Origin of the sequence: Halonotius aquaticus (assembly GCF_003605575.1) — an archaeon.
In the GTDB taxonomy this organism is placed as follows: domain Archaea; phylum Halobacteriota; class Halobacteria; order Halobacteriales; family Haloferacaceae; genus Halonotius; species Halonotius aquaticus.
On sequence record NZ_QKNY01000018.1, the window covers coordinates 126,788 to 140,650 of the forward strand.

The window sequence follows — 13,863 nt, forward strand, 5'->3', positions numbered from 1 at the left end:
CAGTGGGCTGACACAGCCCTTTTGCCACCTCGGTGAGAATCCGCAGTATGGAAGTCGGCCTCGTTGCACAACGAGACAACAGCCGGGCGGTGGGTGTCGCCGAGTCGATCCAAGCCGCCCTCGCCGACGACGGGGTGTCGACACGGCTCGATGCTGCCACCGCCGCCGCGCTGGGGGAGCCGACGATGACGGCCGACACGGTCGGCGACGCGGCCGCCAACAGCGACGTGGGCGCGTTTGAGGCCTGTGATCTGGTCGTCAGCATCGGCGGCGACGGTACCTTTCTATTTGCCGCACGAGCCGCCGGCGGCACGCCGATGTTGGGCGTCAACCTCGGCGAGGTTGGGTTTTTGAACGCTGTCAGCCCAGAGAACGCGGTCGCCGCCGTTCGGGAGGCCGTCGACGCAATCGAAGCAGACAGCCACGAGATCAGAGAAGCACCACGGCTTACCGCCCAGTGTGGGAGTTTCGAGAGTATCCCCGCGGTCAACGAGATCGTCGTTACCGGGCCACGGCGCGGCCCCGGCGGCGGCGCGACGTTCCGGGTGACGATCGACGGATCGGAGTACACCCACAGCCACGCCGACGGCGTGATGATCGCCACACCAACCGGGAGTACGGCCTACAATCTCAGCGAGGACGGCCCGATCGTCCACCCCTCAATCGGCGCGCTGATCGTCAACGAGATGTGCAGCGTCGACGGAATGCCGCCGCTAGTCGTTGGGGGTGACTGTGAGGTAACGGTAGCTGTCGACGATGCCGACCACGCTGTCGTCGTCAGCGACGGACGACGCCCTCACGAGATTGAAACACCCGCAGAGATCACCGTTTCGCGGGCGGAAACACCGGTGCGACTCGTCGGGCCGGTAGCTGATTTCTTTGCGGCGCTGGATAAACTGTCGTAAGTCGTCAATCAGTCAAGCAACAAAGTGCGGCAGTGTTAGCCTACTTGCCCCACTGCTCGACGCGTTTCGGGCGGCTGGCGATCGATTTCACGTCGATCGGTTCATCACTCGCCTGGAGCGCTTCAAGCGCGGCATTCGCGCTGGCCGGCGTCGAGAAGTAGGTGATTTCTTCCTCGACAGCGACTTCGAGCAGATCGCGGTCACGCGAAACGATAATATCGAGTTCGCCAGCGCGGGCGGCATCGATCAGATCGACGGCCTCGCTGAACTCGAAGAACTCACCGAAGCCATCAGCCAGTTCCTCACCGGCCTCGGTATCGGGGTCTGGGAAGGCCTCAGCTGAGAGGTCAAGCGCGATGGTGCCAGATTTCGGGATCGGCTTGCCGGTGGCATCTTGGGCTTTGTCGTAGGCCTTGCCAAAGGTGTCGGCACTGCCCATGACCTCGCCGGTCGATTTCATCTCCGGGCCGAGGCGTGGATCTGAGCCCTGCAGGCGGTCGAACGGCAACACGACTTCCTTGACGCTGGTCTGTTCGGGGATCTGCTCGGCGGCGTCGATCTCATCCAGCGAACGGCCGGTCATCACCTTTGCGGCGAGTTTGGCGATCGGGACGCCCGTGGCCTTCGAGACGAAGGGGACAGTACGCGAGGAGCGCGGATTGGCCTCAAGCACGTAGACCTCGCCATCGCGGACAGCGAGTTGGACGTTGAGCAGGCCGACCGTTTCGAGGGCGGTGGCGATATCCTCGGTCACTTCGCGGACGCGTGCGAGCGTTTCTTCGCTGAGCGAGCGCGGCGGGATCATACACGCCGAGTCACCGGAGTGGACGCCCGCACTTTCGACGTGTTCCATGATACCGCCGATCAGCACGTCCTCGCCGTCGGCGACGGCGTCGACATCGAGTTCGACCGCATCGCTGAGGAACTCGTCGATGAGGATCGGCTTGTCGGGCGAGACGCGAACGGCCTCCTCGATGTAGTGTTCGAGTTCGGCGTCGTCGTGGACAACGCGCATCGCGCGACCGCCGAGGACGTAGCTCGGACGGACGAGAACTGGATAGCCGATGTCGTGGGCGAGTTCGAGGGCCTCGTTTTCCGAGGTCGCCGTACCACCCTCCGGCTGGGCAATGCCGAGATCGTCCATCAGTTCGTTGAACCGGTCGCGGTCTTCGGCGAGATCCATCGCCTCGACGGTCGTTCCCATGATCTCACAATCCAGCCCACGGCGGTCGATCTCGTCTTTGAGGGGGTCGCCGATGTTGACAGAGGTCTGGCCACCGAACTGCACCATTACGCCATCCGCGCCGGTGGCTTCGACCACGTCGGCAACCTCCTCGGCCGAGATTGGATCGAAGAACAGCCCATCAGAGGTGTCGTAGTCGGTCGAGACCGTCTCTGGGTTGTTGTTGACGACGTGAGCTTCGACATCCAGATCGCGGAGTGCTTGGACAGCGTGGACTGAGCAGTAGTCGAATTCGACGCCTTGGCCGATCCGGATTGGGCCGCCACCGACGACAACGACGCTTTCGGTCTCCTTGTCAACGCGGAGTTCGCCGGCGGCTTCGTCGCCGAGCAGCGGGCCGCTGTGGAACTCCGGTAGGCGCGCGGAGTAGTAGTATGGAGTTTCAGCTCTGAACTCGCCGGCGCAGGTGTCGACCTGTTTGTAGTTGCGACCCGGGACTTCCTGTTCGATGGTGTCGACATCGACGCCGCCGTCAGCGATCTCGGCGATCTCGTTGTTCGTATACCCGGATGTCGCTGCGGGCGTAAAGTCGCCCTCTTGGGCGGCCTGTGCGGAGTCGGCAATGCGTTTGAACCGCTCGACGTACCACTCCTTGATTCCGGTGAGGTCGATGATCTTCTGAACGGAGTAGCCGCGATCGAAGGCCTCAAACATGGCATAGGGACGGTCGGGCGAGGGCCGTTCGAGATACTCGGCTTCCAGGGTTTTGCCGTCGATCTCGTTCCAGTTGACCGCTGGATCGTACTCCGAGGAGCGCAGGGCCTTCATCAGCGATTCCTCGAAGGTCGAGCCGATCGCCATCGCCTCACCGGTCGATTTCATCGCGGTGTCGATCTCGAAGTCCACGTCGTCGAACTTGTCGATCGGCCAGCGCGGCACCTTGGTGACAACGTAGTCGATGGCGGGCTCGAAGGCCGCGGTCGTCTCACCGGTGATCTCGTTGGTAATCTCATGGAGGCGTTTGCCGAGGGCGACCTTCGCGGTCACACGGGCAATGGGGTAGCCCGTCGCCTTCGAGGCGAGTGCCGAGGAGCGCGAAACACGGGGGTTGACCTCGACGACACGGTACTCGCCGCCTGGGGTGCCGTCGTCGCGCCAGGCGTGTTGGATGTTACAGCCGCCTTCGATCCCGAGTTCGCGGATGACCTTCAGCGCGGAGTCGCGCATCTCCTGGTGGCCTTTGTCGGGGATGACCTGGGAGGGTGTGACGACGGTTGACTCGCCGGTGTGGATCCCCATCGGATCGATGTTCTCCATGTTGCAGATGATGACCGTCGAGTCGTCGGCATCGCGCATGACCTCATATTCGAGTTCGACCCAGCCCTCGATGGATTCCGTCACGAGGACTTCGCTGTTCCGCGAGAGACGCAGGCCCTTGCGAACGCGCTCGACAAGTTCCTCGAAGTCGTCGACGATGCCCGACCCCGATCCGCCGAGCGTGTAGGTCGTGCGGGCGATGACTGGGAGGCCGCCGACCTCCTCCAAGGCGTCCTCAACGCGGCCGCGGAAGGCTTCCTCGTCGAAATCAGTGACAGATTCGTCCTCATCGAGCGAGATCGTCGTCGATTTGGCGACCGGTTCGTCGATTTCCTCCATCCGCTGGCGGAACAGATCACGATCCTCGGTCGCGTAGATCGTGTCGAGTGGGGTGCCCATGATCTCGACATCGTACTCCTCAAGCACGCCCTCCTCGGCGAGTTCAGCGGTAACGTTGAGGCCGGTCTGGCCGCCCAGTCCGGCGATGACGCCGTCGGGGTTTTCTTTTCGAATGACTTCGCTGATCGCCTCGGTGTTGATCGGTTCGATGTACACCTCGTCGGCCATCTCTGGATCGGTCATGATCGTCGCCGGGTTGGAGTTGACGAGGACGACGCGTGCGCCCTCCTCCTGGAGTGCCCGGCAGGCCTGCGCGCCGGAGTAATCGAATTCGGCGGCCTGTCCGATCTGGATCGGGCCGCTGCCGATCAACAGGATCGTGCGATCCTCTTCGTCTGTCGCTGACTCATCGCTCATTATCCTCGGGGAATACGCTCATCGTAATAAGGCCGACGAAAAGTTGCGAGATCCGCATCTTCGTTTCGAAATTCGAAGTCGTGTGGTACCACGACCCGTGGACAACTCAGGGTTCTCTCGTTTCGGTAGATTTCAGATCAACACTCAACAGGGTTTCGAGAGAAACAGGAGCGTACAGAGGGGATCAGCACGTTGTTCAGCCTGTTGAGTTCCGGTTGATCAAACCACCATCATTCCGAGGCAAGGGTTTCTGGAGCGAGTCGATCAATGACCCCATCAAAATCATCATCGAAGCTCAACAGGCAATCAATATCGTTGGATTCCACCATGGCCACAGAAAAGGCGTCAGTGAAACTGAGTTCGTGGTCGGCGTAGGTATGCTGGACGGTCACAGCACGGTCGAACAATCGCCGCGAAGAGTACAAGAGTTCGATCGCTGACGGATAGCCATCACCTCGAATCCGTCGGCCAAGCTCAAGGCCGGCCTCAACATCACCGGTTCGCATCTGAGTCAGCGTGACCGCCTCGTCGTAGATATATTCGCTTGTCATGACCCGGCCGTATTCGGGTGACCGGAGAACCTCGGTCAACGCTTCGGCACCAACCGCATGTCGGCTGGCGTCGGTATCGTGGTGAGCGTAGAAAACGCCGGTGTCGACGAACACGCTCATCCGTAGAGGATCTCGTCAATATCGGTTTCATCCGTCTCAACACCTGAGGAAATCTGCCCCTTGTTGAACTGTTCAATGGCAGCCTCGTTCAGAGCCACTTCTCCGTCACGAAAGGAGTCAATAAAGGTGGATCTATCGTCGGTTACTGAGCGTATTAATTGGGAGAGGATCTCCTGTTGGGTCACCTTCTTTCCTGTTTTGAGTTTGATCTCAGCCTGCAGTGCCTCAAGTTCAGCTTTCGCCTCCTCATCCATTTTAACAGCGGTCGACATACCAATTGGTTGTAGATGCAACGTAGTTAATTTTTCTACGGTAAGTCGGAGGCAAATATAGTTTTGATTGACGAGGGGTAGCTGCACAACCTCGTTACGGTTTCATGACTGGTCTCCAACCCCAACACCACCAGCGAGTCGATCGATGCTGACGACGACAGCGGCACCAACGACGGCGACAGCAACGAAAAGCCCGATCAATTCGAGCGTCCAGCCGCGTCCGGCCTCAGTAAGTTCGATCCCGGTTTGGACGACCGGGGCACGCAGCGCACCAACGATGAGACTCACCAGAAACACCAGCGTCGCCTTCCGGTAGTGCGCAAGTGCCCACTGCACCGCGTGGGCGACCGTAAACAATCCGACGATGCCACCGAGCAGAAAGACGACAATCGATGGTGTCGTCTCACGAAGGGCAACCGTGCCGTTGCCACGAACGGCGGCGACGAGCCCATCAGTGAAGGTGCTGAGCGTCGTCGACATGTAGTCATACTGACCGAGCATGAGCAACAGCAGCGAGCCCGATACACCGGGCAACACCATCGCGGTGACAGCGATCGCACCAGCGACGAAAACAATCGGCAGCGACGTGCCGACCGCGGTCGCAGCGTATCCCGAGAGACTGAACGCGAGGAAGACACCAGCGGCAGCAACGATCTTCCGGCCCCGCGTCGCCAGCGAAACCTCACTGTAGAGGACGGCCGCCGAAGCCCCAATCAGGCCGAAAAAGAAGCCGTAGGTGCCGACAGGCGCAACGTCGAGCAGGACGCTCACCACGCGGAGGATCGTCACCACGGCGGTGAGAATTCCTGCACCAACTGCAAGGAGAAACCCCACATCAAGCTCTCGAAGCGCGTCGGCGGCATCAGCCCGGTTTGCCGGGTCGATCCCGGCAACAATCCGACGAAGGCGGCTCGGCTCAACGGCGGTGATCGCGGCGATCAGGCGTTCGTAGATGCCGGTGATTAGGGCGATCGTCCCACCGGAGACGCCTGGGACAGCGTCGGCCGCGCCCATACAGAGCCCACGTAGGTAGATGCCAACAAACGCACGAAGCGTAATCATCGCCGGGCGTCAGACCTCATCTGCGGATTACCCACTCGCTTGGATCGATTGGCCGCCGAGTTGGAGCGGCTGTTCCTCGCTCAACTCGACATCAACGGCCGCGTCGTCGACACCGACCACCTGTGCCTCATCGACAGTCGCGGTGCCGGTGTAAAGCGCGCCGTCACTTGTTGCTTGGAGGCGGTACTCACTGTTTGCGCGCACGCTGATGTTCGTGTAGCCGTTTTCGGGGCCAAACTCGTCGTAGCCCGTCGTCGAGTACGGCACCGTGAGCTCGAAGGTACCGTCTGCGTCAGCAGTGGCGTACTGGGTGTAGACAAACTGTCTGTCACTGACGGGGATCTGCATCTGAACGGAGGCCTGTACCTCGCTGCCGGCTGGCGCGCCAGAGCCCTCGATCGTTGCACCAGGCACCTTCTCGAAGGTTTTCACCCACGAGGGGTTATTCCGGAGCAGCGAGCCGGCAGAAGCGTTTGTTTGCTGTTGGAGTCGGCGGTAGCTGCGAAGATAATTGCGGCTCGTGGTGTCGCTGGCTTTGATAAGGCGATAGTGCTCAAGGGCGTCAACGCGTTCGGTCGGGTTATCGCCGATGCCACCGAGTTGTGCGCCAGGGTTCTCTTCGACGTAGTCTCTGGCTGCTTCAAGCGTTTGGAACCGCTGAACGCCGTTTTCGAAGGTTCGAACCGTCGTTTGGCCACCGCCTCGTGTTGGCACGGTCTGTCGTTGAGTATCGAGGACAACCGGGGCTGGATTGACTGCACTGCCATGATAGGCGTACAACCGGATCATCTGACTCTCGTAGTACCGCTGTGTGCGAAGTCGAACCGGTTGGAGTTGTTGGCCCTGCGACTTGTACACAACGTCAATGAACTCATTGAAGCTTACATTATCGTTGAACACTGTCGGCGCAGAGAACTTCGAGTTCGGGTTGGCCATCTGGGAGTCGATCATGACGTACCGCGTTTGGCCGTCTTCGCCCATCTTCTCGTCGAGGGCGTCTTGTGCGGCCGTCGCATTTGGTGCGAGTAGATAGTTCGCGGCCTCAGTCGCACCTTGCTGGAACGGGTTGGCGTTTGGGATGCGTTCGCCGTGGACAGTTATCCAGTGACCGTAGTCCCACCACGATTGGACGCCGTACGCCCCGTCTGGATAGTCGTAGTCACCATTGGCGGGTCGTTCGTAGGTTCCTGTTGGATCCATGGGTTCGGCGTCAGGATCTTCGAGTGTTCCAGGGGCTGGAGTCTCCTCGTTCATCCACTCTAAGCTGCCATCCCAGATTTCCACGGCACCGGGGCCATTGCTGTTCGGCCCAGCGGTGTCCCATGCCGCAACCGTCGGGAACACAAATGGCGCGAGGACAAGGAAGACGATCGTGACACCGGCCATGACTTGCCACCCTTCGAGTGATTCGACGGATTCCCGTACTGAACCAACGGTCGAACGAATGTCAAGCAAGTCAGAGACTTGGGCGATGAAGATTGCGTTGAACACAGCGACGACGACGGCGAGGTAGTAGTTGAACCGAACCTGGGTGAACGCCGCGGAGATAATGAACGCACCCCAGACGAGGAGATAGAGCTCGGTCGCCTCATAGCGATGGCGGAGGGTGGCACCGACGATCAGGCCGGTGCTGATGAGCAAGCCAAGCACCTGCCAGCTCGTTCCGAAGATCCCAGCGATCTGGTCGACGACAGGTGAGCCGAGATATATCAGGCCGACCGTTGTGAGGGCGGCGGCGACGTAGCCTGTGTCGCGTGTATCGTTGCTTTGGATCAGTGGGCGAGCGAGGATAACGAGAGCCGCAGCGATTGCAGTGAATAGTGCAAGTCGATACTCGCTGTAAATGAATTCGAAGGGAGGGTTATCTGCGAGTGGTGGAGTCGCTTCACCGATCGTCCTCGAACCCGCACCGGCACTAAACCCGATACGGGCGATGAGTGCACCAGTCAAATCAACAACGAAGGTAGAGAAAGCTGTCGCAGACACAATGATCAATATACCGACAGAAATTGGATACCAGGTTCGATCTAACTCTCGTGTTTCCCACTGTCGAGCAAGATACGCAAGGAATAGAGATCCGAGCCCAACACCGAGCGGAAGAATCACTTGGAGGAGTGAATGTTGAGTCGCACTACCGATTGTGAAGCTCTTTAGCGGCACTAACATCAATAATCCGGTGACCATCATCGAAACTGTACCAACAAACGCCATCGGTTCTGGACTCCGGTCGTGGTATACATCGGTTGTGATTTTGAGTGCAAAGAAGATGCCAGTGAATCCGACGAGAAGCACACCGGGCGGCCACGCCCACATGTAGAGTGCTGCCGCAACGCCGGCACCGACGGAGTAAACCAGTGGCCGACGGAGCGCGTCAAGATCACGGTCGACGACGAGTTCCCAAACTGGCTGTGATTGTTGGGCGACGGCGATCGCGGTTACGAAGCCAAATACCCCGAGTGTCTGGAAAAAGACCTCAGCCGCGCTATGATCGTAGTAACCGACCAAGCTGTATCGAAGCACCGTCCCAGGAAGAAGGGCGAAGACCGCAGTTCCGACAAGTGCCGGCCATCGGCCGGTGAATCTGGCTGCGATAAGGTACGCGGGGACGACAGTCGCAGTAAGGAACACCGGCGCGGCAACAAGCATGATCAACCCGGCATACTCGGTTGAGGGGTCTCCAAAGCTGGTAAGCAGAATAAAGCCGGAAACGAGCTGGTCGTAGAGCGTCCCGAACTGATCGACGCTCGTGCCAGTTGGATAGTTCGTCATCGGATCGAACGGCATCGTCGTCGGGAAGTGCTCAAGCAGATAATTGGTCTGCCGGAAGTGATACCACGGGTCGTTGCCGCGGAACGTCACGCCGCCATCGGTTTGGAAATTCTCCAATGCGCGGAGTCGGACGGCCAACATGAACGCGATGAGAGCCACCAACACTGGAATGTGATACACTTGTTTCAACACATCAGCGGGAGAGTCAGCCTGTTTTACTCCCCGGATGTAGTCGAGCACGGCATCTTTCATTAGTTTGCCACAGTCTCAATCAGTCAATAAGGCTTGTGAAAGAGATGCCCAAAAACACCTGAAAACTGTTCATCAGGTATGTTTGTAGTGCTCTGTTGAATAGTAGTTCTTATCGAGGGTAGTAGAAATTGAGCCGGGTATGGACAACTGAGATCTGTGATCTCAGAATTAATGTTGTCCAACTTCTGCTCAGTGGCCGCTATTCAACAGAGCAGTTTGTAGTAGACCGAATATCGGTCTGGCAATACTGGGTAGCTCGAAACTCTTATTATTTCAACTCGAACATCAAGAGGTATGAAGATGCTTGTCATCGGTCTTGATGGTCTTTCGTACAATATGTTAGAAAGATTTGATGTTTCATTTCCGTACTTAGAACATGTGAAAGATACGGGAATCTCTGGAGATTTGATGAGTGTCGACACACCGACAACAATTCCTGCGTGGACATCATTTGCGACTGGAAAAGATCCGGGAAGCCATGGTGTCCACAATATGAATCATGTATCAGATGAATATGAATATGGTCCAGTGAAACCAAATACAACGGATGCAGCAATATACGATTTTCTTGATAATTCACTCTTTCTTAATCTCCCCGCTTCCGCGGGCCGTGTTCCAGCTAGTGATGGTACACTCGTTGAGTCGTCAATGTTGGAGAAGACAAAATCAGAGATGGTTCCGGAACCGCTCCATGATCTTGATGCATACGAGAAATACAATCCAATGCATGACCACTCAAAAAAACAGCGACAGGATGTTTATCGTGATCACCTTCGTGATATCATTGCATCGCGAGAACAGTTCGCCAAAGAAGCATTTGAAAAACACGACCCTAAATTTGGTTTTGTATTATTCTCATCTACTGACTGGGCAGGACATATGCTCTCAAAAATCACTTCAAAAGAAAAACAAGAAAGGTTTTATCGGACTATTGTCGAAGATATTGCAGACTCAGTCGAACAGCTCGCGAATATGGGTGAGAATGTCATACTGATGAGCGATCACGGATTCGAACATAAACACCATACAATACATCTCTCTGATTGGCTGTACGAACAGGATTATCTCTCGTTAGCATCCAATAATAACAATCAAAATCAAAGTGTTAGCGGCCGCATCGCTAATCAAGCAGTAGAACTTGGTGTCTCGACCGCACAGGCATTATCAAGTCAATCGGAACGGTTATACGACTTTTTTCGATTGATCCACAATCGGCTTCTTGGGAGTGGATTGGGTGATCGAATTCACCAAGCTTCCACACCAGATATAGACTATCCCGAGTCGACAGCATGGCAGCTCCGGTATGGCTGTTTATATCTCAATGATGATCGCTTTGAGAGCCCACAAGTGAGTTCCGATCAGCGTGATCAGCTCCAAGAGCAACTTGTCTCTGAGCTTCAAGCATTGGCTGTCGACGGCGAGCCGATTTTCCGTGACGTACTCACACCTGAAGAGGCATACGCTGACCCGAGTCCCGATATGCCAGACGTAATCTCGCGGCCCGCACCTGGGCATCACGCGATCACTCACTGGTCGCCAACCGGCGGCTACACGAGCCCGACCGAGAACTTCGAACACCGTTACCGGGGGCTGATCGCCGCCAAGGGGCCACTGTTCGGCAGCGGCGAGATCGAGGGGATGTCGATCGTCGACCTGCTGCCGACGCTATTCGCTGCGATGGGCGAACCGCTCTCCCCGGAGTTCGACGGCACGGTGCAGTCCGGGCTGTTGGCCGAGGAGCCAACCGTCAGCTATCTCGATCCAGAGGCGATCCCAGCGCCACAGGTGCGCGGCGAGAGCCGGGCGGAGGAAGCCGAACGCGAGGCGGTCGTCGAGGAGCGGCTCGCTGATCTCGGTTACATGGAGTAGGAGAGCGGGAAGTCCGTCTTCCCACGATAAACTTGCCTCGCAGAGCTTATACGTAGGCGTTATCAGAACTACTAGCAACAAGCGCATGGTCAGCGAGTCACAGTTCGAAGCGGAACGGAGTCGGAACCAGCGGCCACACGACGCAGTTGACCCCGAGTCAGTCTTCGAGTCGGTTTCGGTCGTGATCCCGACCGTACGGGAGCGGAACTTCACAGTCGAGAGTCTGCCGGATTGGATCGATCCGATAATCGCCACCGAAGAGGGGCTTAACGTCGCTCGGAACCGCGGCATCGAGCGGGCCGACGGCGAGTGGATCGTCCTCGTCGACGACGACGTGACATTCCCGACCCGGCTCACCGCGTGGCTGATCGATGGGATGCATCCGCTCCATCTGGCTGGACTCGAAGACTACTGGCCGATGGACGGCGTCCTCGGTCGGTTTATCATCTTCCACAAGTCGCTCTGGAAGCGTATCGGCGGCTTCGATGAATCCCGACCGCACGGTGGCGACACCGACTTCGTCGTCCGGTGTCGAAACGCCGGCGCGTCGGTCATCCGGCTTCCCCGGCGGCTGATTCCCCACCACGACGCAGCCGGGGAGTTTTCCACCGCCGAACACGTCGAGTGGCTCTCGTATCTCGTCCGTCGACACCCCCGACAGATGGTGCCGAAGGCGGCGAAACTCCTGTTGCGGAAGCTCGGTCTCCTCTCGCCGAATCGCGGCGAGTATCCCGACGGCTGGGAGAGTGCCGTCTGGCGACCGCCCGCTGGAGGTGACGAATGACGAACGTTCTGTTAATCATCATGGACAGTGTCCGTGCGCGGAACACCTCGCTATACGGTCACGAACACGAGACAACACCGTATTTGTCCGAACTTGCCGACGAGTCGACCGTCTACGAACAGGCCCGCAGCCCCGGAACGTGGAGCCTTCCTAGCCACACCAGCATCTTCACTGGCTACCACGTCGTCGAACACCGTATCACGCGGGCGCGTCACAAGCTTGAAGGCGGTCATACGATCTTCGAGGAACTCCACGGTGATGGGTATACCACGGGCGTGTTCTCAGAGAACACGTGGATCACCGATATGGACTGCGGGCTGCGCGACGTCTTCGACACCGTCGAAGGCGCCCGGAACCTGCTGTTCCCCGACGCTATCGACCCCTCGAACTTCGTGCTCTCGGAGGGACAGGGACAGTACACCCAGTTCCTCCGGGAGTGTCTCGGTCGCGACGATACGCTCCAGTCGCTCGCAAATGGCGCGTTCACCAAACTTGCGTGGGACTACCCGCGACTGCTCCCGGATCGGTTTACCTCGTCGACGCCTGCCGAGGTGTACGGCGAGCTGTTCCTCGATTGGGAGGCCGAACAGTCGGAACCGTGGGCTGCGACGATCAACTTCATGGACGCCCACCTCCCGTACCTCCCGGCCGACGAACACGACCGGTGGGGCGGCAAACAGCTCCGGGGGCTCCAAGACGAGATGGACGATCAGGTCTGGGAGTTCAACGGCGGCCAGCGACCGTGGTGGCAACGGAAGGCACTGGAGGGGTTGTACGACGGGACGATCCACCAGATGGACAGCCAGATCGAACGCGTCGTCGAAACCCTCCGCGACCGGGGCGTCCTCGACGACACCCTCCTCATCGTGACCAGCGACCACGGCGAAGGGTTCGGCGAGCCGAGCCGAATCCGTGGCGACCGGGACAGTCCACGACCGAACGCCCGCGTCGCGGCCCACGGCGCTGGCATCCACGAGGTACTGTGTCACGTCCCGCTTGTCGTCCGTCCGCCCGGCGGCAGCGAGGGCGACCGCGTCGACGAGCCGGCGAGCCTCACACAGTTCCCAACCGTGGTCGAAGAGACGCTCGCCGGCGAGGAGGCATCGTTCGTTCCCGACGAGCCGGTCGTCGTCTCGTCACACGGCCTCGAAGAGCCGATGGAAGAACGGGCCTCCCGGTATGCCGGGGATCTCTACCGGTTCAACGGGGACTGTCGGGCCGTCTACGAACCCCATGAGGAGACGGTTCGAAAGTACCTCTCGTGGCGCGAGAAACGAGGGCGTGTCGACCTCGTGGGCGCGTCGGCATCGTGGCTCGCCTCGGGGACCGACGATGGTGTTGTCGACGAGCGGTTCGGTTCGATTTCGGATCGCGGGGTGCAAACCGACTCTGGTGCCGAGGTCGACGAGGCGACACAGAAGCGACTTGAAGACTTGGGGTATATGTGAGACAATATTTTTACATATATTGTTGTCAAGTCCCAACACAGTTTCGAGAATGTTTTTGAGTGCTTCTTTACCCTACTCTGTTGAATATCGATCTGTTCGGCTGAATTCAGGGGTTAGAAGAGTGAAGACAAGGAATCGACTCTGTCCATGGAAATCGATCTACTCGACTTCGTTGAGCAGTGTCGACGGCTAGTCAAACAAGATTGGGAAAGCATGCGGGCTCGTCCGCTGGAAGCACGTCATTACAGTACCTCAAACTCTGTTTCTTGGTGAAATTAAAGAGCGAGATAAACCCTGTAAAATCAGTCGTGGATAAACCCTCCTCGCTCACAGAACGGCTCTGGCGATGGACATGTGTCAATAAGTGTGCCTATCGGAGTCGCAAGCTCGATCAAGGTATTAGCGTGGCCGCAACGAGAATCTGGCCTTAGGCCGCTACCTTCCCCCGGTACATACAGTAGTACGCGGGAGCTTGATGTACTGGCAGAGGTCGAGATCGTAGTCCTCGGCCGTTGATTCCGGGGTTTCACCGATCACACTGCAGATGTGGTGTATATCCATGTTGACGCAGATTT

General features: G+C 58.3%; 9 protein-coding genes and 1 pseudogene. 5 read left to right on the plus strand and 5 right to left on the minus strand.

Annotation, left to right across the window (positions count from 1 at the left end; genetic code table 11):
- The first annotated feature begins 47 nt into the window (after positions 1–47).
- Positions 48–905, plus strand: coding sequence for an NAD(+)/NADH kinase (locus DM826_RS10200; protein ID WP_120103321.1), 858 nt, complete (start codon positions 48–50; stop codon positions 903–905).
- 40 nt (positions 906–945) lie between these two features.
- Here DM826_RS10200 and carB read toward each other — a convergent pair whose 3' ends face one another.
- The 5 genes from carB to DM826_RS10225 form a co-directional block, all read right to left on the minus strand.
- The gene (gene carB, locus DM826_RS10205; RefSeq protein WP_120103324.1) at positions 946–4,161 is read right to left on the minus strand and encodes a carbamoyl-phosphate synthase large subunit; all 3,216 of its coding nucleotides are present in this window, start codon (positions 4,159–4,161) and stop codon (positions 946–948) included.
- Positions 4,162–4,391: 230 nt separating this feature from the next.
- On the minus strand, positions 4,392–4,832 hold the full coding sequence (locus DM826_RS10210; protein ID WP_120103326.1) for a type II toxin-antitoxin system VapC family toxin: 441 nt from the start codon (positions 4,830–4,832) through the stop codon (positions 4,392–4,394).
- Entirely contained in the window at positions 4,829–5,104 is a 276-nt protein-coding gene (locus tag DM826_RS10215) for a hypothetical protein (RefSeq protein WP_120103328.1), read from the minus strand. Before DM826_RS10215 ends, DM826_RS10210 begins: the two co-directional genes overlap by 4 nt.
- A 102-nt stretch (positions 5,105–5,206) precedes the next feature.
- Positions 5,207–6,166 (minus strand): DUF368 domain-containing protein, encoded by a 960-nt coding sequence (locus tag DM826_RS10220; RefSeq protein ID WP_120103329.1) that lies wholly within the window; start codon positions 6,164–6,166, stop codon positions 5,207–5,209.
- 27 nt (positions 6,167–6,193) lie between these two features.
- On the minus strand, positions 6,194–9,187 hold the full coding sequence (locus DM826_RS10225) for an oligosaccharyl transferase, archaeosortase A system-associated (RefSeq protein WP_120103330.1): 2,994 nt from the start codon (positions 9,185–9,187) through the stop codon (positions 6,194–6,196).
- 294 nt (positions 9,188–9,481) lie between these two features.
- On the opposite strand from DM826_RS10225, the gene DM826_RS10230 reads away from it, so the two are divergent.
- The 4 genes and pseudogenes from DM826_RS10230 to DM826_RS13385 all read left to right on the plus strand — a co-directional run.
- Positions 9,482–11,056, plus strand: coding sequence for an alkaline phosphatase family protein (locus DM826_RS10230; protein WP_120103331.1), 1,575 nt, complete (start codon positions 9,482–9,484; stop codon positions 11,054–11,056).
- Between the two features lie 85 nt (positions 11,057–11,141).
- A complete protein-coding gene (locus tag DM826_RS10235; RefSeq protein WP_120103333.1) occupies positions 11,142–11,840 on the plus strand; it encodes a glycosyltransferase family 2 protein in 699 nt (232 codons plus the stop codon).
- Positions 11,837–13,288 carry a sulfatase gene (locus DM826_RS10240; RefSeq protein WP_120103334.1) on the plus strand — a complete coding sequence of 484 codons (1,452 nt, stop codon included), beginning with the start codon at positions 11,837–11,839 and terminating at the stop codon, positions 13,286–13,288. The genes DM826_RS10235 and DM826_RS10240 overlap by 4 nt, the downstream gene beginning before the upstream one ends.
- A 147-nt stretch (positions 13,289–13,435) precedes the next feature.
- Positions 13,436–13,518, plus strand: a pseudogene (locus tag DM826_RS13385) (IS5/IS1182 family transposase); the annotation flags it as partial.
- Between the last annotated feature and the right edge of the window lie 345 nt (positions 13,519–13,863).

Excerpts from the sequence above, each read along its gene's own strand:
- DM826_RS10200 (WP_120103321.1), top strand. The coding sequence starts at position 48 with ATGGAAGTCGGCCTCGTTGCACAACGAGACAACAGCCGGGCGGTGGGT.
- carB (WP_120103324.1), bottom strand. The coding sequence starts at position 4,161 with ATGAGCGATGAGTCAGCGACAGACGAAGAGGATCGCACGATCCTGTTG.
- DM826_RS10210 (WP_120103326.1), bottom strand. The coding sequence starts at position 4,832 with ATGAGCGTGTTCGTCGACACCGGCGTTTTCTACGCTCACCACGATACC.
- DM826_RS10215 (WP_120103328.1), bottom strand. The coding sequence starts at position 5,104 with ATGTCGACCGCTGTTAAAATGGATGAGGAGGCGAAAGCTGAACTTGAG.
- DM826_RS10220 (WP_120103329.1), bottom strand. The coding sequence starts at position 6,166 with ATGATTACGCTTCGTGCGTTTGTTGGCATCTACCTACGTGGGCTCTGT.
- DM826_RS10225 (WP_120103330.1), bottom strand. The coding sequence starts at position 9,187 with ATGAAAGATGCCGTGCTCGACTACATCCGGGGAGTAAAACAGGCTGAC.
- DM826_RS10230 (WP_120103331.1), top strand. The coding sequence starts at position 9,482 with ATGAAGATGCTTGTCATCGGTCTTGATGGTCTTTCGTACAATATGTTA.
- DM826_RS10235 (WP_120103333.1), top strand. The coding sequence starts at position 11,142 with ATGGTCAGCGAGTCACAGTTCGAAGCGGAACGGAGTCGGAACCAGCGG.
- DM826_RS10240 (WP_120103334.1), top strand. The coding sequence starts at position 11,837 with ATGACGAACGTTCTGTTAATCATCATGGACAGTGTCCGTGCGCGGAAC.